We start from the raw sequence: 21,108 nt of genomic DNA on the forward strand, positions 1-21,108 counted from the left end.
TGTGACACGCCCTTTTGCAACATAGCCTACAACCCGCCTTATTGGCTATCGTCGGCGGTCTTTTCCTTGCGGTTGGAGCCGGCAACCAGTTCGAAGCCATAGACGTGGCAGGCCAGCGGGCCGTTGAACAGCTGCGGGCGGCTGCTGGTGGACAGGCGCATCAGCGACGGCAGGCGGCTATCGGCGGTCATGAAGTGTGCGTGCCAGCCGGCAAAGTTGCGCTTCAGCCAGGTAGCCAGCTGCGGGTACAGCTCGGCCAGGCTCTCCTGTTCGTCCAGGCGCACACCGTACGGCGGGTTGCACACCATCAGGCCGTTGGCGGCGGGTGCGGCCAACGTGGTGGCATCGGCGCAGCTCAGGGTAACCAGCTGCTCGATGTCGGCGCGCGCCAGATTGCGGCGGGTGATCTCTACCAGCTGCGGGTCGCGGTCGTTGCCGAACAGCGGCAGGGCGGCCAACTTGCGCTGTGCCAGCTCGGCATCGTTGCGGATGCTGTGCCACAGCAGGTCGTTATGGCCTTTCAGCTGTTCGAAGCCGAAGCGGCGGGCGCGGCCCGGGGCGCGGTTCATGGCGATGTCTGCAGCTTCTACCAGGAAGGTGCCGCTGCCGCACATCGGGTCCAGCAATGGCTGGCTGCCGGTGTAGCCGGCCAGCAGCAGAATGCCGGCGGCCAGATTCTCGCGCAGCGGTGCCTCGCCGGTTTCTTCGCGCCAGCCGCGCTTGAACAGCGCTTCGCCGCTGGTGTCGAGGTAGATCTGCACGTCAAAGCCGGAGATGAACACGCGGATGCGCATGTCCGGATGGCGGGTGTCGACGCTGGGGCGCTCGCCGCAGGCTTCGCGGAACCGGTCGCAGATGGCGTCTTTTACCAGCAGCGAGACGTAGTCCATGCTGCGCAGGCGCGAGTGACCATCGGTATTGACCTTGATGGTGCAGCCGACCTCGAACAGTGCCGGCCAGTCGATGCCGTGGGCCAGGGTGTAAATGTCGCGCTCTTCCTGGAAGCTGCCTTGCGCCAGTTGCATCAGCACGCGGCTGGCCACGCGCGAATGCAGGTTGACCCGCATCATCACTTCACGGTTGCCGATGAAGGCGATGCCGCCATCGGTCAGCTGCAGCTCGCTGCCGCCTTGCAGGCTGATCTCGTCGGCCAGGATTTTTTCCAGGCCGCGCGGGCAGCTGGCAAATAGCGCCAGCTCGTTTTCCTGCAGGGCGCGGAACTGGGTTTTGACAAACGGCGTGCGGCCAACCTTGCCGCCGGTGTCATTGCCGGTGCTCTGGCCTTTGCCGAACAGCGTGCGCGGCTGCTCGCCTTCGCGCTTGAAGCCGTCGTCGCGGCGCTCGCCGCCGAAGCGCGGTTTGTCCTCGCCACCGAAGCGCGGCTTGTCGGCGCCATGGCGTGGGCGATCGAAATCGCGGTCGCCGCGTGGCTGGAAGCCGCCTTCACGACGTTCGCCGCCAAAGCGCGGTTTGTCGTCGCCACCGAAGCGTGGCTTGTCGCTGCCATGACGCGAACGATCGAAGTCGCGTTCGCCGCGCGGCTGGAACTCGCCTTCGCGCTTGAAGCCGCCTTCACGACGCTCGCCGCCAAAGCGCGGTTTGTCCTCGCCACCGTAGCGCGGCTTGTCGCTGCCGTAACGCGGGCGGTCAAAGTCGCGTTCGGCGCGCGGCTGGGCGGCGCTGTTCTGGCTGCTGCTGTTGTCCGCTGCATCGTCGCTTACGCGTTTCAGAAAGCTGGTGCCGCTGCGTGGCGCGGCGGCAGGCGGGTTGGCCGCAGGGGCCTCTTCGCGAACCGGCGGGGCAACGTAATCCGGGTGGGCCTTGCCGCCACGGCCGGCGACGCGATCGCGGGGATAGCGACGCTCCGGCTGGGCTTCTTCACTGGCCGGGGCCGCTGGCGTAATCGTCTTGCCGCCAAACAGCGTGCGCGGTTTGTCGATGGCGTGATCGCCACGCGGCTGGAATTCGTGGCGCTGTTGTGAGCTGCTGTCGCGCTTCAGGCCATCGTTATGGCGGAAACCGCCTTCGCGGTGTTCGTTGCTGTAGCGCGGCTTGTCGACGTTGCCTTCGCTGCGCGGTTTGAACTCTCCTTCGCGCTTGAAGCTGCCTTCACGGTGCTCGTTGTTGTAGCGCGGCTTGTCGAAATTGCGCTCGCCGCGCGGCTGGAACTCGCCTTCGCGCTTGAAACCGCCTTCGCGACGCTCGCCGCCGCCGAAGCGTGGTTTGTCGTCGCCGCCAAAGCGTGGCTTGTCGAAATTACGCTCGCCGCGCGGCTGGAACTCGCCTTCGCGCTTGAAACCGCCTTCGCGACGTTCGTTGCCGGCAAAGCGTGGTTTGTCGTCGCCGCCGAAACGCGGCTTGTCGAAATTGCGTTCGCCTTCGCGCTTGAAGCCACCTTCACGACGCTCGCCGCCGCCGAAACGTGGTTTGTCGTCGCCAGCGAAACGCGGCTTGTCGAAATTGCGTTCGCCTTCGCGCTTGAAGCCGCCTTCACGACGCTCGTTGCCGCCAAAGCGTGGTTTGTCCTCGCCGCCGAAACGCGGCTTGTCGAAATTGCGTTCGCCTTCGCGCTTGAAGCCGCCTTCGCGACGTTCGTTGCCAGCAAAGCGTGGTTTGTCGTCGCCGCCGAAACGCGGCTTGTCGAAATTGCGTTCGCCTTCGCGCTTGAAGCCACCTTCGCGACGCTCGCCGCCAAAGCGCGGTTTGGCCGGAGCCTGCCCTGCCGCTGGCGTCTGGTGCCCGCTGGGGGGCGCGTTACGCTCGGTGGGCGTGGTGGGCTGTCGGCGCACGGAAGCGCGCTGGCGGGAACGGAAGGTGGACATAAAGCGGTAATCCTTTGAAAACAATCCATCATTCTAGCCTATTCGACCGTCCCCCGCTTGGTTGCCGCCAGCCTTTGGTTTACCATGGCCGGTTCGATTTTCAACCGGCGATGGTGTTTGGCAGTGGAACAGCAATTCGCCCCGCGGCTGATAGCCTGGCAAAAAGACCATGGGCGACACGGTCTGCCTTGGCAAGTGAGTGACCCGTACCGGGTGTGGCTGTCGGAAATCATGCTGCAGCAGACCCAGGTCAGCACCGTGCTGGGCTACTACCCGCGCTTCCTGCAGCGCTTTCCGGATCTGGCAACGTTGGCCGCAGCGCCGGTCGATGACGTGCTAGCGTACTGGAGCGGCCTCGGCTACTACACGCGTGCCCGCAACCTGCACAAGGCCGCGCAAAAGGTGGTCAGCGAGTTTGGCGCCGTTTTTCCTGCCGAACGGGAGGCGATCGAGACCTTGCCAGGCATCGGCCGCTCCACCGCGGCCGCCATTGCCGCCTTCTGCTTTGGCCGGCGCGAGACCATTCTTGATGGCAACGTGAAACGGGTGCTGGCCCGCTGTTTTGGCGTGGAAGGCTATCCCGGTGACAAGCCGGTCGAGACACAGCTGTGGCAACTGGCCGAGCGGCTGTTGCCGGCCGATAATCTCGACATGGTGCCGTATACCCAGGGGTTGATGGACCTAGGGGCGACGGTTTGTACCCGCAGCAAGCCGGTTTGCACGCTGTGTCCGATGGTGGATGGCTGTATTGCCGCCCGCGACGGACGCACCGCCGAATTGCCGGTAAAAAAACCTAAGAAAGCGGTGCCGGAACGCGAAACGGTGATGCTGCTGGCGCTACGCGATGGCGAGGTATTGCTGGAGCGTCGCCCGCCAAGCGGTATCTGGGGCGGCCTGCTGTCGCTACCGCAGTTCGATTCCACGCTGGCGATCGTCGACTGGCTGGCGGCCAACGGTGAGGGCGATCTGGCGCCGGCCTGGCCACCGCTGGTGCATGTATTTACCCATTTTAAATTAACGATTACGCCCCAATGTGTGGAGCTGGTGCGCTTGTCGGGCGACGTCTGTGCCGACAACGGCTGGCAATGGTGGCCGCTGGCCACGGCGCTGGATGCCGGGGTGCCGGCACCGGTACGCCGTTTGCTACAACAGGCGCTGGATGGTGCCGTTCCGGCGGAATGAGTTTGCAGCGGCGTTGGCCGCAAGGTTGGATTGATACATGGTTTCCGTAGTCCGTTCCGTGGCCGATACCCTGGCCGATGCCGCAGATCCGGCCAACTGGCTGGCGCAACTGGGCGCCTCGCTCAGTGCCGAAGAGCGCGCCTTGCTCACCCGGGCCTTCGATGCCGCGCGCGAGCTGTACCACGACAAGACCCTGCCGCACACCGGCGAAGACATCTTCAGCCATGCGGTCGCGGCGGCGGCGATTGTTGCCGACCTCAACCTGCTGCCGGATGCCATCGCCGCCACACTGCTGTTTGCGGTGCCGGAATTCCGCAAGGACTGGCAGGAGTGGCTGCCCAAGGCCTTCAACCGCACCGTGCTGACGCTGGTGGAAGGCGGCAACCGCGTGCAGCGCCTCACCGAGCTGGCGCGCATCGACAAGCTGGCGACACCGGAAGACCGTGCCAAGCAAGCGGAAACCATGCGCAAGATGCTGCTGGCGATGGTAGCCGACATCCGCGTGGTGCTGATCGAGCTGGCGTGGCGCACCCAGACCATGCACTTCCTCACCAATGTGACCGACGAGCGGGTGCGGCGGCAGATCGCGCAGGAAACGCTGGACCTGTTCGCGCCGCTGGCCAATCGTCTGGGGGTGTGGCAGATCAAGTGGGAGCTGGAAGACCTGGGCTTTCGTCACACCGAGCCGGAAAACTACAAGAAGATCGCCAAGCTGCTGGACGAGCGCCGGCTGGAGCGCATCGACTACATCGAGCGCGTGCTGGAAACCCTGCGCGGCGAGCTGAAAAAAGCCGGCATCAAGGGCGATGTTGCCGGCCGTCCCAAGCACATCTACTCCATCTGGAAGAAGATGAAGAAGAAGCGGCTCGATTTCTCCGAGCTGTACGACATCCGCGCGGTACGCATCCTGGTGGAAAAGCTGCAGGACTGCTACACCGTGCTGGGCCTGATCCACAGCATGTGGCAGCCGATTCCGGGCGAGTTCGACGATTACATCAGCAACCCCAAGGCCAATGACTATCGCAGCCTGCACACCGCGGTGATCGGGCCGGAAGACCGCGGCGTCGAGGTGCAGATCCGTACCTTCGAAATGCACGAGCATGCCGAGTTCGGCGTGGCGGCGCACTGGCGCTACAAGGAAGGCGGGCAGGGCGATGCGCAGTACGAGGAGAAAATCTCCTGGCTGCGCCAGCTGCTGGACTGGCGCGAAGACATGTCCGGCTCCGACAAGGAAGACCTGGCCGATGCCTTCAAGACTGAGCTGTTCTCCGACACCATCTATGTGCTGACGCCGCAGGGGCGGGTGCTGGCGCTGCCGCACGGCGCCACGCCGATCGACTTTGCCTATGCGCTGCATACCGACGTGGGCCACCGCTGCCGTGGCGCCAAGGTGGAAGGCAATATCGTGCCGCTGTCCACGCCGCTGCAGAATGGCCAGCGGGTAGAGGTGCTGACCGCCAAGGATGGCGGCCCGTCGGTGAACTGGCTGCACGAAGGCTGGGTAAAGAGCCCGCGTGCCATTGCCAAGATCCGCCAGTACATCCGCCAGCAGAACGCCGACGCGGTACGCGAGAACGGGCGACAGATTTTCGAGCGCGAGCTGGCGCGCCATCCGCATGTGCAGCCCAACCTGAGCGCGCTGGCGGAAAAGCTGGGCTACGACCGGCTGGACGAGCTGTACGCCGCCATCGGCCATGGCGAGGTGGGCTTGCGCGCGATGGGCAACGCCATCGAGAGTTTCGCTCCGCCGCAGGTTACCGAGCTGACCGCCGACGACATCGTCCGCCGCAGCAAGGGTGGGCACGATGCCGGCGGGGTGCTGATCGAAGGGGTGGGCAATCTGATGACCATCCTCGCCAAATGCTGCAAGCCGGCGCCGCCGGATGGTGTGGTCGGCTTTGTCACCCGCGGCCGCGGCATCTCGATCCACCGTAACAACTGCATCACCCTAAAACGCTTGTCCGCCGATGCGCCGGAGCGGCTGATCGCCGCCGACTGGGGCGAGCAGAAAAGCAGCGTGTTCCCGATCGATCTGGAAGTGCATGCTGCCGATCGGCCGGGACTGCTGCGCGATATTTCCGATGTGTTCTCGCGCGAGAAGCTCAACGTCATTGGCGTCAACACCCTGTCGCGCAACCAGAAGGCCAAGCTGCGCTTCACCGTAGAGGTGCGTCATGTGCGCGACATCAGCCGGGTGCTGGCGCACGTGATGGAAGTGCGCGGCGTGCAGGAAGCGCGTCGCGTCTAGCCGGACGCACGACAAAACGTTGGCCGCATGGCTGCGGCCAACCTTGCAGGGAGAGGCAGCATGCAGGATGCGATTGCTACGGCGCGGCTGGCGCTCAGCCTGATGGATCTCACCAGCCTGAACGTGGACGACAGTGGCGACACTATACGCACCTTGTGTGCCGCTGCCGGCAGTGATGCCGGTATCGTCGCGGCGGTGTGCGTCTATCCGCGGCTGGTGGCCGCGGCGCGCCAGGCGCTGGCCGAGTATGGTGTGCCGCAGGTACGGGTGGCGACTGTGGTCAATTTTCCGCACGGCGATGCCGACGTCGCCGCGGCCGCGGCGGAAACCCATACCGCCATCGCCGCCGGTGCCGACGAGGTGGATGTGGTGTTTCCGTATCGCGCGCTACTGGCTGGCGAGGCCGAAGTTGGCGCCGCGCTGGTGGCCGCCTGCAAGGCAGCATGCGGCGAGCGGCTACTGAAAGTGATCATCGAAAGCGGCGAACTGGCTACGCCGGAGCGGATTCGCCAAGCCAGTGACATCGCGCTGGCGGCCGGCGCCGACTTTCTCAAGACTTCGACCGGAAAGGTGGCCGTCAATGCTACGCCCCAGGCGGCCCGCATCATGCTGCAGGCGCTGCGCGACAGTGGCCGTGATGCCGGCTTCAAGGCCGCCGGCGGCGTGCGTACCCTGGCGGAGGCGGCGGTTTATCTGCAACTGGCGGCGGAAATCATGGGTGAAGCGTGGTTGACGCCAGCGCACTTCCGTTTTGGCGCTTCCGGGTTGTTGGCCAATTTGCAGGCGGTGATCCGTGGCCAGTCGGCGGCGGTGGGCGACGGTTACTAGCCTTTGTCAGGGCTATGCTGAATGGCGGCGACGGTGCCGGCGCACGGCAAGGCAATAGCGAGAAAGGACACGTGATGAACAAGCGACGCGTCATCCTGCTGGTGCTGGATTCGCTGGGCATCGGCGCGAGTGCCGATGCCGACAAATTCGGCGATGTCGGCAGCAATACGCTGGGGCGTATTGCACGGGCCGCGGGCAGTGGCGCGGCCAACGTTGGCCGCAATGGTCCGCTGCAGCTGCCCAATCTGTCGGCTCTGGGCCTGGCGCATGCCTGCGAGCTGTCGTCCGGCTACTTTCCGGAAGGGATGCTGCGGGCAGCGCCAATTGCGGCCTATGGCTACGCCCGCGAGCTGTCCAGTGGCAAGGATACGCCGTCCGGGCACTGGGAGATTGCCGGTGTGCCGGTGCTGTTCGACTGGGGCTACTTCCACGCCAGGGAAAACAGCTTTCCGCCGGAGTTGCTGGCGGCCATCGTGCAGGCGGCGGCATTGCCTGGTTATCTGGGGAATTGCCACGCCAGCGGTACCGAGATCATCGATCGACTCGGGGTCGAGCACATGAGCAGCGGCAAACCGATTTTCTATACCTCCGCCGACTCGGTGTTCCAAATCGCCTGTCACGAGCAGACGTTCGGTCTGCAACGGCTGTATGAGCTATGCGACATCACCCGCGAACTGCTGGCGCCTTACAATATCGGCCGCGTGATTGCGCGTCCCTTCATCGGTGATGCACCGGGCAACTTCCTGCGCACCGGCAACCGCAAGGATCTGGCGCTGCCACCGCCGGCGCCGACGGTGCTGCAGAAGCTGGTCGAGGCGGGGGGCGAGGTGGTGTCCATCGGCAAGATTGCCGATATCTACGCCCACGTCGGCATTACGCAGCAATATAAGGCTACCGGTCTGGACGAGCTGTGGGCTAAAACCCTGGCCGCCATGGATACCACACCCGGGAACAGCATCATCTTTACCAATTTCGTCGATTTCGATTCCAGTTACGGTCACCGCCGTGATGTGCCGGGCTACGCCCGGGCGCTGGAGGCATTTGATATTCGCTTGCCTGAGCTGCTGGGCAAGCTGCGTGACGATGATATTGTGATCCTGACGGCCGACCACGGCTGCGATCCCGGCTGGCCCGGTTCGGACCACACCCGAGAGCATATCCCGGTGTTGTGCTACGGCAAGCAGGTGCCGGCCGGCAGTCTCGGCGAGCGCGCCACCTTTGCCGATATCGGCCAGAGTGTCGCCGGCTGGCTGGGATTGCCGGCAATGGATTACGGGCGCTCGTTTTTGCACTAACCCGATTTCTTGTCATGCCAATACACGGAAGGACACGGACGTTGGCACGGCAGACACCTCCGCCGGTGGGTGGAACACCGTACCTGCGCGGCATAGGCTGCGGCTTTCCGTGTATCGGCGCACCGGCGGGCAAGACTGGAGACAAGCAATGGCTACACCGCATATCGGTGCCGAAAAGGGGGATTTTGCCGACATCGTTCTGATGCCCGGCGACCCGCTGCGCGCCAAACTGATCGCGGAAACCTATCTGCAAGACGCGGTGCAGGTGACCGGCGTGCGCAATGTGTTCGGCTATACCGGTCATTACCGCGGCAAGCGGCTGTCGGTGATGGCGCACGGCATGGGCATTCCGTCCGCCAGTATTTACGCTACCGAGCTGATCAAGGACTTTGGCGTGAAAACGCTGATTCGCATCGGCTCCTGCGGCTCGGTGGATGGCGCGCGGCTGGGATTGCGCGACGTGGTGATCGCCATGGGCGCCTGCACCGACAGCAAAGTCAACCGCATGCGCTTTCTGGATCACGACTTTGCCGCGATTGCCGATTTCGAGGTGTTGCGTGCCGCGGTCGATGTTGCCGCGCGGCTGGGCAAACCGGTGCAGGTCGGTAATGTGTTTTCTGCCGACCTGTTCTATGGCGTGCAGCCGCAATTGCTGGACGTGCTCAAGGGCATGAATGTCTATGCAGTAGAGATGGAAGTGGCGGGAATTTACGGTGTTGCGGCGCAATATGGAGCGCGGGCGCTGGGCATCCTGACAGTGTCGGATGTGATTCCGACCGGGGAGGCAATGGATGCCGAGGCGCGGCAAAACAGCTTTCACGACATGATGGAAATCGCGCTGGAAACCGCGCTACAGCTGTAGCACTGCTTGTTTTTCAAACGGATGTAGGCTGGTGTGGCATGGATAGCATAGATTTTTGGTGCGGCGCACAAAAAAATCTTGCAAAAGTGCCATGGCGTCACCATAATCAAAACACATCAGGGCGTTGCACATGCGTGTGCGTTTTGGTGTTGTCTCCTCCATCCTCCTTCAATAGGTGGAACTTGGCGCAGCCGGTTTGTCTGGTTGCGCTCTTTTTTTGCTTTTTCGCCAGCTTGTTGCGCGACAGGTTTTTCTTTGCCGGACAAGGCTTTGAACTGCCAGTTTGGTTTGACAGCGTAAGCTCACTGTAATAGAATCCGGAACTTTCAAGAATTACGATGGAAGAGTTCCATGAAGACCTTTTCTGCCAAGCCGCATGAGGTAAAGCGCGAGTGGTTCGTGGTCGACGCCGAAGACAAGGTGTTGGGCCGTCTCGCTGCCGAAATCGCTCGTCGTCTGCGCGGTAAGCACAAGCCGGAGTTCACTCCGCACGTTGATACCGGTGACTATATCGTTGTCGTTAACGTAGACAAACTGCGCGTTACCGGTAACAAGGCACTGGATAAGAAGTACTACCGTCACTCCGGTTACCCGGGCGGTATCTACGAACGCAACTTCACCGAACTGCAAAACCAGTTCCCGGAGCGCGTTCTGGAAAAAGCCGTTAAGGGTATGCTGCCGAAAGGTCCGCTGGGCTACGCAATGATCAAGAAGCTCAAGGTCTATGCCGGCACCGAGCACCCGCACGCCGCACAACAGCCGAAAGTGCTGGAAATCTGATTCAGAGGCAACATTTAAATGAACGGTAAATACTACTACGGCACTGGCCGTCGCAAGAGCTCGGTAGCTCGTGTGTTCATGCAAAAGGGCACCGGTCAGATCGTCGTTAACGGCAAGCCGGTTGACCTGTACTTCGCTCGCGAAACCGGTCGCATGGTTATCCGTCAACCGCTGCAGCTCACCGAACATCTGGAATCGTTTGACATCATGGTCAACGTATCCGGTGGCGGCGAAACCGGTCAGTCCGGTGCTATCCGTCTGGGTATCACCCGCGCTCTGATCGACTTCAGCGCTGAACTGAAGCCGACCCTGTCCAACGCCGGCTTCGTTACCCGCGATGCCCGTGAAGTTGAACGTAAAAAAGTGGGTCTGCGCAAAGCACGTCGTCGCAAGCAATTCTCCAAGCGTTAATCTGCTTGTTGCGAGACAAAAAAGCCACCGTACGCGGTGGCTTTTTTCTTTGTTGCAATGCACTGCCGCACTCCTTACCATGTCGCCTTTGCGACATTTTTTTATATTAAGGAGCCTCGCATGATCAAGGTGGGCATCGTCGGCGGTACCGGATATACCGGTGTCGAGCTATTGCGTCTGTTGGCAAATCATCCGGGGACAGAGGTTGTGGCCGTGACCTCGCGTAAGGAAGCCGGCATGAAAGTGGCCGAGATGTTCCCCAGCCTGCGTGGCCGTGTGGACGTCGCGTTCAGCACGCCGGATGAAACCGACCTCAATGCCTGTGACGTGGTGTTTTTTGCCACTCCGCACGGTGTGGCGATGGCTCAGGCGCGCGAGTTGCTGGAAGCCGGCGTGAAGGTGATCGATCTGGCAGCTGATTTCCGCCTGAAAGATCCTGAGCTGTTTGCCAAGTGGTATGCGATGGAGCACAGCTGCACCGATCTGCTGGCTGAGGCTGTCTACGGCCTGCCGGAGGTCAATCGCGAGGCAATCAAGGCTGCGCGTCTGATCGGTATGGCTGGTTGTTATCCGACTTCGGTGCAGCTTGGTTTGCTGCCGTTGCTGGAAGGCGGCAAGCAATACATTGATAGCCAGACCCTGATTGCCGATTGCAAGTCCGGGGTATCCGGTGCCGGCCGCAAGGCCGAGGTGGGCACCCTGTTTGCCGAGGCCGGCGACAACTTCAAGGCCTATGGCGTGAAGGGCCATCGTCACTCGCCGGAAATCGAACAGGGGCTGTCGGCAATCCATGGTGCACCGGTGAAGCTGACTTTTGTGCCGCATCTGACGCCGATGATCCGCGGTATCCACTCCACCATCTATGCCCGTATCCAGCCGGAAGGCCGTGATGTGGATTACCAGCAATTGTTCGAACAGCGTTTCGCCGGCGAGCCGTTCGTGGATGTGTTGCCAGCTGGCAGTTGCCCGGAAACCCGCTCTGTGCGCGGTGCCAACACCGCCCGTATCGCGGTGCATCGCCCGAACAATGGCGATCTGCTGATCATCCTGGTAGTGGAAGACAACCTGGTGAAAGGTGCTTCCGGACAGGCGGTGCAGGTGATGAACCTGATGTTTGGCCAGCCGGAAAATGCCGGTCTGGACATTGTGCCGTTGCTGCCCTGAACTTGAAAGCTCGCCAAGCGGCCCAATATCCGACTAAAATACTAGGATGAAAGGCCGCCGGCGCGGCCTGTCCGTTGTGAAAGGCTTGAGACATGACTGCTGCAACCGAAACCCTGTCCCCGATCATGTTTACCGACGCTGCATGCGACAAGGTGCGCGATCTGGTGGCAGAAGAGGGTAATCCAGACCTGAAACTGCGCGTGTTCGTGACCGGTGGCGGCTGCTCCGGTTTCCAGTACGGTTTTACCTTTGACGAAATCGCCAACGAAGACGATACCTCTATTGAAAAGGGCGGCGTCGTGTTCCTGGTTGATCCGATGAGCTACCAGTACCTGGTTGGTGCCGAGATCGACTATCAGGACAGCCTGGAAGGCTCCCAGTTCGTGATTCGCAATCCGAACGCGCAAACTACCTGCGGTTGCGGCTCGTCGTTCTCGGTATAATTCGAGCCATGCACCACGGAAACCCGGGCCTGCTCCCGGGTTTTTTATTTTGCGGAGAATGGCATGCAGAACAAGATACCGCCTATTGTGTTGCCCAAGTTCGAACTCAAGCGCGAGTTCGATTTTCGCGATCAGGATTTCGAGCGCATCCGGCAGCTGATTCACAAAGAGGCCGGCATTGCGCTGAATCCCACCAAGAAAGACATGGTGTATGGCCGTCTGGTGCGCCGTATCCGCGAATTGAAGTTGCCCACTTTTGCGGCCTATATCGATTTTCTGCAAAGCATTGCCGGCAAGCGCGAGTTTGAGCAGTTCGTCAACGCGCTGACCACCAACCTGACGTTCTTCTTCCGCGAAGAGCATCACTTCCAGATGTTGTCCGCTCATCTGAAAACCCTTGCCGGTAAAGGCGAGGTTGCCATCTGGTGCGCAGCGGCGTCTTCCGGCGAGGAGCCGTACTCCATCGCGATGACGGCACTGGAAGCCTTTCCGCTGGGCAGCAAGCCTTCGATCCATATTCTTGCCACCGACCTCGATACCAGCATGCTGGAGGTTGGCCGCAAAGGGATTTACAGCGCCGACAAGATTGCCAAGCTGCCTGCCGGTTATGCCGGCAAGTACTTCGACAAGTTGCCGGACGGCAGCTATCAGGCCAAAAGTGTGCTGCGCGACATGATCCAGTTTTCGCGCCTCAACCTGATCGACAGCAACTGGGGTATCCGCAAGCAGTTCGATGCCATCTTCTGCCGTAATGTGATGATCTATTTCGATCGCGATACCCAGTTTGCCGTGCTGAAAAAATTCCATCCGCTGATCAAGCCGCAGGGGCTGCTGTTTGTCGGCCACTCCGAGAATTTCTATTTCGCCTCCGATTACTTCTCGTTGAAAGGCAAAACGGTGTACGAACTGGCCAAGCCCCGGCAATGATGGCTTGGCATGCTGCGCTCGCAGCATTACCATCATCCTGTCTGACAATAAACGGCCCGCAACGGGCCGTTGTCTTTGGGGAATGGCGATGAGGGTGGCAGTTCTGGGGGCGGGCATCGTGGGTATCAGTACGGCCTGGTTTCTGCGGCAGGCAGGGCACGATGTCGTCGTCGTCGACCGCGGCAGTGGTCCGGCACGCGAAACCAGTTTTGCCAATGGCGGCCAGATTTCGGTCAGCCAGTCCGAGCCGTGGGCCCATCCGGCGACGCCGTGGCAGGTGCTCAAGTGGTTGCCGCGAGACGATGCGCCGCTGTTGTTCCGGCCGCGTTTTGATCCGCAACAATGGCGCTGGATCGCCGGCTTTCTGGGCCAGTGCCGTAGTGGCCGGCATGCGGCCAACCTTAAAGCCATGGTGGCGCTGGGGCGCTACAGCCAGCAGACCTTCGCCCAGTTACGCCAGACACTGGCCCCCAGTTACGCACACCGGCAGCAAGGTATTCTGGCATTGCTGTTTGATCGGCAGGGCGTGCGTCATGCCGAGCATGCCTGCCGCCTGCTGGCAGCAGAGGGCATCCGTCGTGAGCTGATCAGCGTCAGCGAAGCCGTGGCGCGCGAGCCGGCATTGGCCGCGATTGCGCCGCGCATGTGGGCCGCAAGCTGGTGCGAGAGCGACGAGTCCGGCGACGTGCACCGGTTCAGTAGCCAACTGGCCGATGCCTGTGCCGTCGCCGGGGTGGAGTTCCATTATCAGAGCCGTATCAATGCGCTGGAAGCAGTAGGCGAACGTATCGCCCGTGTGTCGGTTACCGGGCCGGACGGCGCTTATCGCAGCCTGGCTGCCGATGCTTTTGTCGTGGCGATGGGGAGCCACAGTCCGCTGCTGTTGCAGCCGCTGGGCTTGCGGCTGCCGGTTTATCCGCTCAAAGGCTATTCCGCCACCGTGCCGGTGCAGGACCATAGTCTGGCCCCGCAGGTCAGCATCACCGATGAATCGCACAAACTGGTGTTTTCCCGGCTGGACAACGAGTTGCGGATTGCCGGTACTGCCGAGTTGTCCGGTTATTGCAGTGCGCTCAATCCGGTGCGTTGCGCCGCGCTGATCCGCCGCGCGCGCGAACTGTTCGGCGATGCCTGCGACTGGCAGGCCGCCCGCTTCTGGAGCGGGTTGCGCCCGGCCACGCCCGGCAATGTGCCGCTGATCGGCAGGCTGCGGTTCGCCAATCTGTGGCTCAATACCGGGCATGGCACGCTGGGCTGGACCGAAGGACCGGGTTCCGGTCGGGCCTTGGCCGAGTTGATGTCCGGCCGCACGCCGGAGCTGGTTTTTCCGTTTCTGCGCGGCTAACTACGCAAGCTTGACCAGGAACAGAGTCCAGCCGTGGTGGCGTGGTACCATGCCGCGCTGAAAGAACTAGGGAAGACACCATGCAGGAAATGACCCCTTACGAGCTGTTGGGTGGCGCCGGCGTAGTGCGCTGGCTGACCGACCGCTTCTACGACATCATGGAAAGTGACCCGTCGGTAAAACCGCTGCGCGACATGCATCCGGCGGACTTGGCCGCTTCGCGCGAGAAACTGTACATGTTCCTCTCCGGCTGGCTCGGCGGTCCGCAGCTGTTTATCGAAAAATTTGGCCATCCGCGCTTGCGCATGCGCCACATGCCGTTTGCCGTGGATAGCGAAGCGCGCGATATGTGGATGAAGTGCATGAACCAGGCTGTAAACGAGTTGCTGTGCGAGGACTGGCTGAAAGCCAAGCTGCTGGAGGCTTTTTACAACACCGCAGACTTCATGCGTAACCAGCAGGAATAACCGCGGCGTTTAGTGCTTGCATGTGGTGGCTGATGATCCAAGCTGAGATCAGGAGTTGTTTGTCGATCCAGCGGGACGATCATCATGAAGTCGATGTCATGCTGGGGCGCACTGCTTGCGGTTGTCGCTCTACCGGTCCTGGCGGACTGTCCGCCGAGCGCAATGTTGTGTGCCTCGCCGATTGTGGCGGCACAGGGCGGGAATAATCTGCTGCATTTGAACGAGCAGGATCCCTTGTTGTGGCAGTCCGGGATGTTCAGTCTGGAGCGGGTGGATGGGCGTGACGGCAACCGCTTCGGTATCCGGCCGAGTTTGCAGCTGGACAACCATACTCGGCTGTCGTTCCGGCTTAACAAAAGCAAAGCCGAGTTGCGGCTGCGGGTAACCTGGTAGCCGGCGAGAGCAGATGCCGATGATCCAAACAGAACGGCCCGCCAATTGGCGGGCCGTTCTGTTGTTGCTGATCGCGTCAATGCGGGCGGTGGCCGCGCTCGATCATCACGCCAACGTGTTTGACATCCGGCAGGATGTTGAGCTTGGTGACCGCGACCTTTACCCATGGTGCGCCAAACTCTTCGCGCACGATGCGGGCGATGTGCTCGGCCAGCGCCTCGATCAGCAGGAAGTGCTGCTCGGCGAGCGAGCTGCGCACCCGCTCGACCACTTCGCCATAGTGAATGGTGTCGCCGATATCGTCACTGTGGCAGGCGACTTCACTGGGGATGCCGTATTCGATGTCCAGCAGGACGGTTTGGGGCGCGGTGCGCTCCCAGTCGTACACGCCAATCACCGTTTCGGCGCGCACTTCGCGCAAGTAAATGATGTCCATCGTTGCGGGCTTTGGGTTTAGTGCCCGATACCGTAAAATGCCAAGCCTTGCATTCTAGTGGATAAGACATGACCACAACAGCATTTGCCTTCATTTTGGGCGCTTACCTGCTCGGTTCCCTGTCGTTTGCGGTGATCGTGTCCAAGTTTATGGGCATGGCCGATCCGCGTACTTACGGCTCGAAAAATCCGGGCGCCACCAATGTGCTGCGCAGCGGCAAGAAGTTGGCCGCCGTGCTGACTTTGCTGGGTGACGGCCTCAAGGGCTGGGTGGCGGTGGCGCTGGTGCAGGCCTTCGGGCCGGCTTACGGCCTGAGCGGACAGGGCGTGGCAATGGCTGGCCTGGCGGTGCTGATCGGGCACATGTGGCCGGTGTTCTTCGGCTTCAAGGGTGGCAAGGGGGTGGCGACAGCCGTCGGGGTGCTGTTCGGCTTCAATCTGTGGTTGGCGCTGGCCGCGGTAGTGACCTGGCTGTTCATGGCCTTCGTGGTGAAGATTTCCTCGCTGTCCGCCATCGTCGCCTGTGTGCTGGTGCCGGTTTATGCCTACTTTATTGTCGGACCGCAAAGTGTGTACTTCGGTACCTGCATCATCATTGCGATTCTGGTGATTCATCGTCATAAATCGAACCTGATCAACCTGCTGACCGGTAACGAAGACAAGATCGGCAAGCCGTCTTCGGGCGACCAGTCCCAGTCCTGAGAACCCTCTCGTGCGCTGCGGGGCCGTTCCGGGCTGCGCAGCGCGTTCGGGATACGGGTTCTCGTCATGAGCATTCGCCCCATTCTCTCCTTGCGTGATGCAAGCCTGCGGCAGCCTGCGCAACCGGTTGCCGATTTCGTTGCGGTGCAGCCGCTGATCGACGATCTGCTGGATACCCTGTATGCCACGGCCAACGCTGTCGGCCTTTCCGCGCCACAACTGGGGGCGCCCTACGCCGTAGCGGTGGTGGATGTCAGCGACCATCGCGACAGTCCGCTGCTACTGATCAATCCGCAGTTGCTGGATGCCAGCGGTTACGATGTCAATCGCGAAGGCTGCCTGTCTGTGCCCGGTGTGCGTGGCAAGGTTGGCCGCGCCAACCGTATCCGAGTGCAGGCGCAGGATCGCAATGGCGAGTGGCAGCACTACAAGGCTGCCGATTTCCAGGCGGCGGCGATCCAGCATGAACTGGATCATCTGGCGGGGCGGCTGTTTATCGATCACCTGCCAGCCTGGCGTCAGCGCTGGCTGTATTGGCGCCACCCGGAGTGGTTGCGGCCAACCTGACAGCAAAAAACGGCACATTCGCAGGTGCCGTTGTCGTTGCTGCCACGGATATTCAGCCGTCGGACAATACCTTGACGTGGGCTGTAACGCTGCGGGCCAGTGACGACAGATCGTAGCCACCCTCCAGCGCCGACACGATGCGGCCTTCGCTATGTTCTGCGGCTACCATCATCAATTGTCGTGTTACCCATTCGTAATCGGCTTCCACCAGCCCAAGCGAGCCCATATCGTCCTCGCGATGGGCATCGAAACCGGCCGAGATAAAAATCATCTGCGGCTTGAATTCGTGCAGTCGCGGCAACCACTGGTATTCCACCGCCTCGCGGAATTCGCGGCCAGTGCTGCCCGCTTTCAGCGGCACGTTCAGCATATTGCTGCCCAGCGGTACCTCGCCGCAGTACGGGTAGAACGGATGCTGGAAGGTGGACACCATCAATACACGCGGGTCGTCGCGGAAAATCTCTTCGGTACCGTTACCGTGATGAACATCGAAGTCGATCACCGCCACCCGCTCCAGCCGATGTTGCGACAGCGCGTGCGCCACGCCGACGGCGATATTATTGAAAAAGCAGAAGCCCATCGCCTTGGCGCTTTCGGCATGGTGCCCGGGCGGGCGGATGGCGCAGAAAGCATTCGGCGCCTCGCGGCTCATCACCATGTCGACGGCCTTTATCACGGCGCCGGCGGCATGCAGCGCGGCCGGCAGCGTGCCCGGATTCATCGCGGTGTCCGGGTCGACACGGAAAGTTCCTACTGACGGCGCGCAGGATTCGATGTATTCCACATAGTGTGGCGGGTGGACGCGGGCCAGTTGCTGCTCGCTTACCTGCGGCGCCTCGACTTCATTCAGGCTGTCGAAAATCTGCGCGGCCTTGAGCTGGTCGCGGATGGCGACCAGGCGCTCCGGACATTCCGGGTGGCCAACCCCCATATTGTGCTGCAGACAGGTGCTATGCGAGATGAAGGCGGTCAGACCACCGCCGGGAAGATGGGATTTCAACCAGGTCAACACGAGCGTTTCCTTGTCTCCGGCGGCGAGTCTGTTACGGGCTAGTGGGCGCACGTAGTGCGCTGCCGGCTCTATTGCTTTGTAGGGATAATTCGGGATATATGATTTTTTAATAGATACTGCGCGTAAGCGAGGTCAAATGCAATCCGTCACTTTTGCGAATCGTCAACTGGATGCGTTGATTCTGGGCAAGCCGCAAGCTACCCGACTTGCCTTGGCCTGTCTGCTGGCTGGCGGGCACTTGCTGATCGAGGATGTGCCGGGCGTCGGCAAGACCACGCTGGCGCACAGTCTGGCGGCGGTGCTGGGGCTGAGCTACCGCCGCGTGCAGTTCACCAGCGATCTGTTGCCGGCCGATGTGCTGGGAAGCAGTGTCTTTCTTCCTGCTGATGGCCGCTTCGAGTTCCGGCCGGGACCGGTGTTTTCCCAGTTGCTGCTGGCCGACGAAATCAACCGCGCCTCCCCCAAGGTGCAATCAGCGTTGCTGGAGGCGATGGAGGAGCAGCAGGTGTCGGCGGACGGCACTACCCATGCGTTGCCGGCGCCATTCTTCGTGATTGCCACCCAGAACCCGTTTGGCCAGCAAGGCACCTTCCCGTTGCCGGAATCCCAGCTTGACCGCTTTCTGATGCGTATTTCCCTCGGCTATCCACCGCCGGAGGCCGAGCTGAAACTGCTGCAGGATGGCGACCGGCGCCAGCTGCTGCCGGCACTAAAACCGGCAGTGAGCGTGGACGAGCTGCTCAGCCTGCAGCAGCGGGTGAGGGCTTTGCATGTGTCGCCAGCGTTGGCCGGTTACGTGCTGGCCTTGCTGCAGGCAACGCGCCAGAACGAGCAGTTCGTGCATGGCCTCAGCCCGCGGGCCGGCTTGGGGCTGTTGGCCGCAGCCAAGGCCTGGGCCTTGCTGGAGGGGCGTGATCACGTATTGCCGGAGGACATCAAGGCGGTATTTGTCGCGGTTGTGGCGCACCGCTTGACGCCGCGTTTGCCCGGTAGCAGCAGTGCTGCGCTTGCCTTGCGGCTGCTGGATCATGTCGCGCTGGCGTGAGGCGCTGGATCGCTGGATGGCACGGCGGGCGCCACGCGCGCCATCGGTCACGCTCAGCCAGAACCGTATCTACCTGCTGCCTACCCGGTTCGGTCTGCTGCTGTTCTGTGTCGCGGTATTGGTGTGGATCGGGGCGTTGAATTACGCCGTCAGTCTGGCCTATGTGCTGTCGTTCTGGATCATCGCACTGCTGTTGTTGTCGGTGTTCATGGCCTATCGCCAGCTGGCTGGGCTTGCCTTGCGTGCCGAGGGGGCGGGCGCGGTGTTTGCCGGTGACAGTGCCGATTTCGTGGTGCAGCTGCGCTGGCCACAGGCAGAGGCGGGGAGGGGCCGCCTGGGCTGGTTGCATGGCAGCGAGCGCGAGCGCCGGCAGGACGATGGCCGGCTGGCACTGGCGTTGGCGGCGCCGCATCGCGGCCAACTGCTCATGCCGCCGTTACGGGTGTGGTCCGAGGCACCGCTGGGACTGATCCGCGCCTTTGCGCCGGTAAGGTTGGCCGCAAGCGTCTGGGTGTATCCGCAGCCCCTGGCTGACGAGCGCCCGCCGGCAGCGGGCAGCGGTGGCGACGATGCCGTTCCTGTGCGGCACGAGGGTGACGAGTTTTCCGGTCTGGGCAACTGGCAGCCGGCACAAGGCATGCGCCGTATTGCCTGGCGGGTATTCGCGCGCAGCCGGACGTTGGCGGCGCGCGAGTTTGCCGCACTGGAGCCGGCTGGCCGGCAGCTGCTGCTGGCGTGGTCGGATTACCCGCCAGAGATGGCGGCGGAGGAGCGACTGTCGCGGCTGTGCTGGCGCCTGCTGCAGGCTCAACAGGAGGGGGCGACGGTGGTGTTGAGTCTGCCGCAACAACAACTGCTGCTGGAAGAGGGTGACATCACCCCGGGCTTGCTGGCCTTGGCGCAGTTCGGAGTCCGCGATGCCGGTTGATGCTCTGCGCTGGCCGGCGCTCGCGACATTGCTGGCGCTGTTGCTGACCGCCGCGCCGCTGCTCTTCTATTTGCCGCTATGGGCGCCACTATTGTTTGCGCTACTGCTGGCCTGGCGTGCTTGGCTGCACTGGCAGCAGCGCAGATTGCCTTCCCGCTGGTGGCTGCTGCCGTTGCTGGCGTTGCCGGTGCTGGCGCTGTGGCTGACGCTGCATACGCTGGTTGGCCGCGAAGGCGGTGTCGCCCTGCTGTTGTTGCTGGTGGCCGGCAAGGCGCTGGAGTCGCGCGAGCTGCGTGATTGGCGGGTGCTGTTGGCCGCAGGGTTTTTTCTGGCCTCGACGCCCTTGTTGTTCGAGCAGGGGCCACTGGCGGCGGCATGGCTGGTGTTCAGCCTGTTTGCGCTGACCTGGAGCATGGTGCTGCTGGCCGGTGAAGACGCACACGTCAGTCCACGCTTGGCGGCCAAGCTGCTGCTGCTGTCCTTTCCCGTGATGCTGGTGTTGTTTGTGGTCATGCCGCGCTTGCCTGGCCCGCTGTGGAGTATGCCCAGCGAAGATCGTCGCGCCACCACCGGGCTGGCCGACAGCATGAGTCCCGGCAGCGTTGGCCGCATGATTCCATCCCGCGAGCCGGCCTTTACCGCGCAATTCTTCGGCCCGCAGCCGCGTCCGGCGCAACTGTACTGGCGGGTGATGGTGTTTGATCAATTCGACGGTGTCAGCTGGAGCGCGGGGTTCCTGCCGTATGCGGGTAGCGTCCGGCTGCCGGCAGATGCGCCAATGCTGCGTTACGACGTAGTGGCCGAGCCGTATCGTGGCCTGCTGCCGCAGCTGGAGCAGGCCAGTGTCGCCGGCGAGGGCGTACGGCTGGTGTCGCAGCAGCGCTTGCGTCGTAATGACAGCACCAACAATAGCCGTTTGCGTTACCGGCTTGGCAGCCTAGTCAGCGATTATTATCTGGAAGCGCTGCCGCCTCGTCTGCAGCAGGTGTATCAGCGCCTGCCGGCAGGTAACCCGCGTACCGTATTGGCGGCGCAGAGGTTGGCCGCAGGTTTTCCCGCGCCGGAAGCCCGGCTGCTGGCATTGAAGCAGTGGCTGCAGGCGCAGGGCCTTAGCTACACCCTTAACCCGCCGCAGCTACAGGGTAATGTGGTGGATGGCTTCCTGTTCGGTAGCCGGCAGGGCTTCTGCGAGCATTTCGCCTCCGCGTTTACTGTATTGGCGCGGGCTGCCGGGATGCCGGCGCCAATACAG

21 protein-coding genes are annotated in these 21,108 nt (G+C 62.2%); 18 read left to right on the top strand and 3 right to left on the bottom strand.

Translation table 11 applies throughout. The features are described 5' to 3' along the window. Positions 1-38 precede the first annotated feature (38 nt). The gene (locus HU218_RS16820; protein ID WP_217450856.1) at positions 39-2,822 is read right to left on the bottom strand and encodes a THUMP domain-containing protein; all 2,784 of its coding nucleotides are present in this window, start codon (positions 2,820-2,822) and stop codon (positions 39-41) included. A gap of 84 nt (positions 2,823-2,906) precedes the next feature. Between HU218_RS16820 and mutY the strand changes: the two genes are divergently transcribed. From mutY to HU218_RS16130, 13 genes are all read left to right on the top strand, one after another. Then, positions 2,907-4,004 carry an A/G-specific adenine glycosylase gene (gene mutY / locus HU218_RS16070; protein WP_174875951.1) on the top strand — a complete coding sequence of 366 codons (1,098 nt, stop codon included), beginning with the start codon at positions 2,907-2,909 and terminating at the stop codon, positions 4,002-4,004. A gap of 37 nt (positions 4,005-4,041) precedes the next feature. Continuing rightward, positions 4,042-6,252, top strand: a complete 2,211-nt coding sequence (locus HU218_RS16075) for a RelA/SpoT family protein (protein WP_174875952.1) — start codon at positions 4,042-4,044, stop codon at positions 6,250-6,252. Between the two features lie 60 nt (positions 6,253-6,312). Further along, entirely contained in the window at positions 6,313-7,080 is a 768-nt protein-coding gene (gene deoC, locus HU218_RS16080; RefSeq protein WP_174875953.1) for a deoxyribose-phosphate aldolase, read from the top strand. Between the two features lie 74 nt (positions 7,081-7,154). Beyond that, positions 7,155-8,375, top strand: coding sequence for a phosphopentomutase (locus tag HU218_RS16085; protein ID WP_174875954.1), 1,221 nt, complete (start codon positions 7,155-7,157; stop codon positions 8,373-8,375). Between the two features lie 148 nt (positions 8,376-8,523). Beyond that, positions 8,524-9,237, top strand: coding sequence for a purine-nucleoside phosphorylase (deoD, locus tag HU218_RS16090; protein ID WP_174875955.1), 714 nt, complete (start codon positions 8,524-8,526; stop codon positions 9,235-9,237). Positions 9,238-9,588: 351 nt separating this feature from the next. Next, on the top strand, positions 9,589-10,017 hold the full coding sequence (rplM, locus tag HU218_RS16095; RefSeq protein ID WP_174875956.1) for a 50S ribosomal protein L13: 429 nt from the start codon (positions 9,589-9,591) through the stop codon (positions 10,015-10,017). Positions 10,018-10,035: 18 nt separating this feature from the next. Continuing rightward, the gene (gene rpsI, locus HU218_RS16100) at positions 10,036-10,428 is read left to right on the top strand and encodes a 30S ribosomal protein S9 (RefSeq protein WP_174875957.1); all 393 of its coding nucleotides are present in this window, start codon (positions 10,036-10,038) and stop codon (positions 10,426-10,428) included. Positions 10,429-10,548: 120 nt separating this feature from the next. Next, complete coding sequence (argC, locus tag HU218_RS16105) at positions 10,549-11,592, top strand: N-acetyl-gamma-glutamyl-phosphate reductase (protein ID WP_174875958.1); 1,044 nt, start codon at positions 10,549-10,551, stop codon at positions 11,590-11,592. Between the two features lie 92 nt (positions 11,593-11,684). Continuing rightward, the gene (gene erpA / locus HU218_RS16110) at positions 11,685-12,035 is read left to right on the top strand and encodes an iron-sulfur cluster insertion protein ErpA (protein WP_174875959.1); all 351 of its coding nucleotides are present in this window, start codon (positions 11,685-11,687) and stop codon (positions 12,033-12,035) included. 63 nt (positions 12,036-12,098) lie between these two features. Beyond that, a complete protein-coding gene (locus HU218_RS16115) occupies positions 12,099-12,962 on the top strand; it encodes a CheR family methyltransferase (protein WP_174875960.1) in 864 nt (287 codons plus the stop codon). A gap of 88 nt (positions 12,963-13,050) precedes the next feature. Continuing rightward, positions 13,051-14,307: a D-amino acid dehydrogenase gene (locus HU218_RS16120; protein ID WP_174875961.1), complete on the top strand. Its 1,257-nt coding sequence runs from the start codon at positions 13,051-13,053 to the stop codon at positions 14,305-14,307. Positions 14,308-14,387: 80 nt separating this feature from the next. Beyond that, positions 14,388-14,774, top strand: coding sequence for a group II truncated hemoglobin (locus HU218_RS16125; protein ID WP_174875962.1), 387 nt, complete (start codon positions 14,388-14,390; stop codon positions 14,772-14,774). Between the two features lie 84 nt (positions 14,775-14,858). Continuing rightward, on the top strand, positions 14,859-15,167 hold the full coding sequence (locus HU218_RS16130) for a hypothetical protein (RefSeq protein WP_174875963.1): 309 nt from the start codon (positions 14,859-14,861) through the stop codon (positions 15,165-15,167). A gap of 76 nt (positions 15,168-15,243) precedes the next feature. Here the strand turns inward: HU218_RS16130 and folB are convergent, their stop codons facing one another. Further along, positions 15,244-15,603 (bottom strand): dihydroneopterin aldolase, encoded by a 360-nt coding sequence (gene folB, locus HU218_RS16135; RefSeq protein WP_174875964.1) that lies wholly within the window; start codon positions 15,601-15,603, stop codon positions 15,244-15,246. A 68-nt stretch (positions 15,604-15,671) separates the two neighbouring features. Between folB and plsY the strand changes: the two genes are divergently transcribed. After that, entirely contained in the window at positions 15,672-16,304 is a 633-nt protein-coding gene (gene plsY / locus HU218_RS16140; protein ID WP_174875965.1) for a glycerol-3-phosphate 1-O-acyltransferase PlsY, read from the top strand. A gap of 66 nt (positions 16,305-16,370) precedes the next feature. Next, positions 16,371-16,871 carry a peptide deformylase gene (gene def / locus HU218_RS16145; protein WP_174875966.1) on the top strand — a complete coding sequence of 167 codons (501 nt, stop codon included), beginning with the start codon at positions 16,371-16,373 and terminating at the stop codon, positions 16,869-16,871. 52 nt (positions 16,872-16,923) lie between these two features. On the opposite strand, the gene HU218_RS16150 is transcribed toward def, so the two are convergent. After that, positions 16,924-17,883, bottom strand: coding sequence for a histone deacetylase family protein (locus HU218_RS16150; RefSeq protein WP_174875967.1), 960 nt, complete (start codon positions 17,881-17,883; stop codon positions 16,924-16,926). A 136-nt stretch (positions 17,884-18,019) separates the two neighbouring features. On the opposite strand from HU218_RS16150, the gene HU218_RS16155 reads away from it, so the two are divergent. The 3 genes from HU218_RS16155 to HU218_RS16165 form a co-directional block, all read left to right on the top strand. Then, entirely contained in the window at positions 18,020-18,928 is a 909-nt protein-coding gene (locus HU218_RS16155) for an AAA family ATPase (RefSeq protein WP_174875968.1), read from the top strand. Further along, complete coding sequence (locus HU218_RS16160) at positions 18,912-19,856, top strand: DUF58 domain-containing protein (protein WP_174875969.1); 945 nt, start codon at positions 18,912-18,914, stop codon at positions 19,854-19,856. Before HU218_RS16155 ends, HU218_RS16160 begins: the two co-directional genes overlap by 17 nt. Continuing rightward, a partial coding sequence (locus tag HU218_RS16165) for a transglutaminase TgpA family protein (RefSeq protein WP_174875970.1) occupies positions 19,846-21,108 on the top strand: 1,263 nt, incomplete at its 3' end. The genes HU218_RS16160 and HU218_RS16165, both read left to right, overlap by 11 nt.

The sequence above is a fragment of the Vogesella oryzae genome (genome assembly GCF_902829295.1).
Taxonomy (GTDB): Bacteria; Pseudomonadota; Gammaproteobacteria; order Burkholderiales; family Chromobacteriaceae; genus Vogesella; species Vogesella oryzae.

Bases quoted from the DNA above. Each gene is read 5' to 3' on its own strand.
- HU218_RS16820 (WP_217450856.1), bottom strand. From the start codon at position 2,822: ATGTCCACCTTCCGTTCCCGCCAGCGCGCTTCCGTGCGCCGACAGCCC.
- mutY (WP_174875951.1), top strand. From the start codon at position 2,907: ATGGCCGGTTCGATTTTCAACCGGCGATGGTGTTTGGCAGTGGAACAG.
- HU218_RS16075 (WP_174875952.1), top strand. From the start codon at position 4,042: ATGGTTTCCGTAGTCCGTTCCGTGGCCGATACCCTGGCCGATGCCGCA.
- deoC (WP_174875953.1), top strand. From the start codon at position 6,313: ATGCAGGATGCGATTGCTACGGCGCGGCTGGCGCTCAGCCTGATGGAT.
- HU218_RS16085 (WP_174875954.1), top strand. From the start codon at position 7,155: ATGAACAAGCGACGCGTCATCCTGCTGGTGCTGGATTCGCTGGGCATC.
- deoD (WP_174875955.1), top strand. From the start codon at position 8,524: ATGGCTACACCGCATATCGGTGCCGAAAAGGGGGATTTTGCCGACATC.
- rplM (WP_174875956.1), top strand. From the start codon at position 9,589: ATGAAGACCTTTTCTGCCAAGCCGCATGAGGTAAAGCGCGAGTGGTTC.
- rpsI (WP_174875957.1), top strand. From the start codon at position 10,036: ATGAACGGTAAATACTACTACGGCACTGGCCGTCGCAAGAGCTCGGTA.
- argC (WP_174875958.1), top strand. From the start codon at position 10,549: ATGATCAAGGTGGGCATCGTCGGCGGTACCGGATATACCGGTGTCGAG.
- erpA (WP_174875959.1), top strand. From the start codon at position 11,685: ATGACTGCTGCAACCGAAACCCTGTCCCCGATCATGTTTACCGACGCT.
- HU218_RS16115 (WP_174875960.1), top strand. From the start codon at position 12,099: ATGCAGAACAAGATACCGCCTATTGTGTTGCCCAAGTTCGAACTCAAG.
- HU218_RS16120 (WP_174875961.1), top strand. From the start codon at position 13,051: ATGAGGGTGGCAGTTCTGGGGGCGGGCATCGTGGGTATCAGTACGGCC.
- HU218_RS16125 (WP_174875962.1), top strand. From the start codon at position 14,388: ATGCAGGAAATGACCCCTTACGAGCTGTTGGGTGGCGCCGGCGTAGTG.
- HU218_RS16130 (WP_174875963.1), top strand. From the start codon at position 14,859: ATGAAGTCGATGTCATGCTGGGGCGCACTGCTTGCGGTTGTCGCTCTA.
- folB (WP_174875964.1), bottom strand. From the start codon at position 15,603: ATGGACATCATTTACTTGCGCGAAGTGCGCGCCGAAACGGTGATTGGC.
- plsY (WP_174875965.1), top strand. From the start codon at position 15,672: ATGACCACAACAGCATTTGCCTTCATTTTGGGCGCTTACCTGCTCGGT.
- def (WP_174875966.1), top strand. From the start codon at position 16,371: ATGAGCATTCGCCCCATTCTCTCCTTGCGTGATGCAAGCCTGCGGCAG.
- HU218_RS16155 (WP_174875968.1), top strand. From the start codon at position 18,020: ATGCAATCCGTCACTTTTGCGAATCGTCAACTGGATGCGTTGATTCTG.
- HU218_RS16160 (WP_174875969.1), top strand. From the start codon at position 18,912: ATGTCGCGCTGGCGTGAGGCGCTGGATCGCTGGATGGCACGGCGGGCG.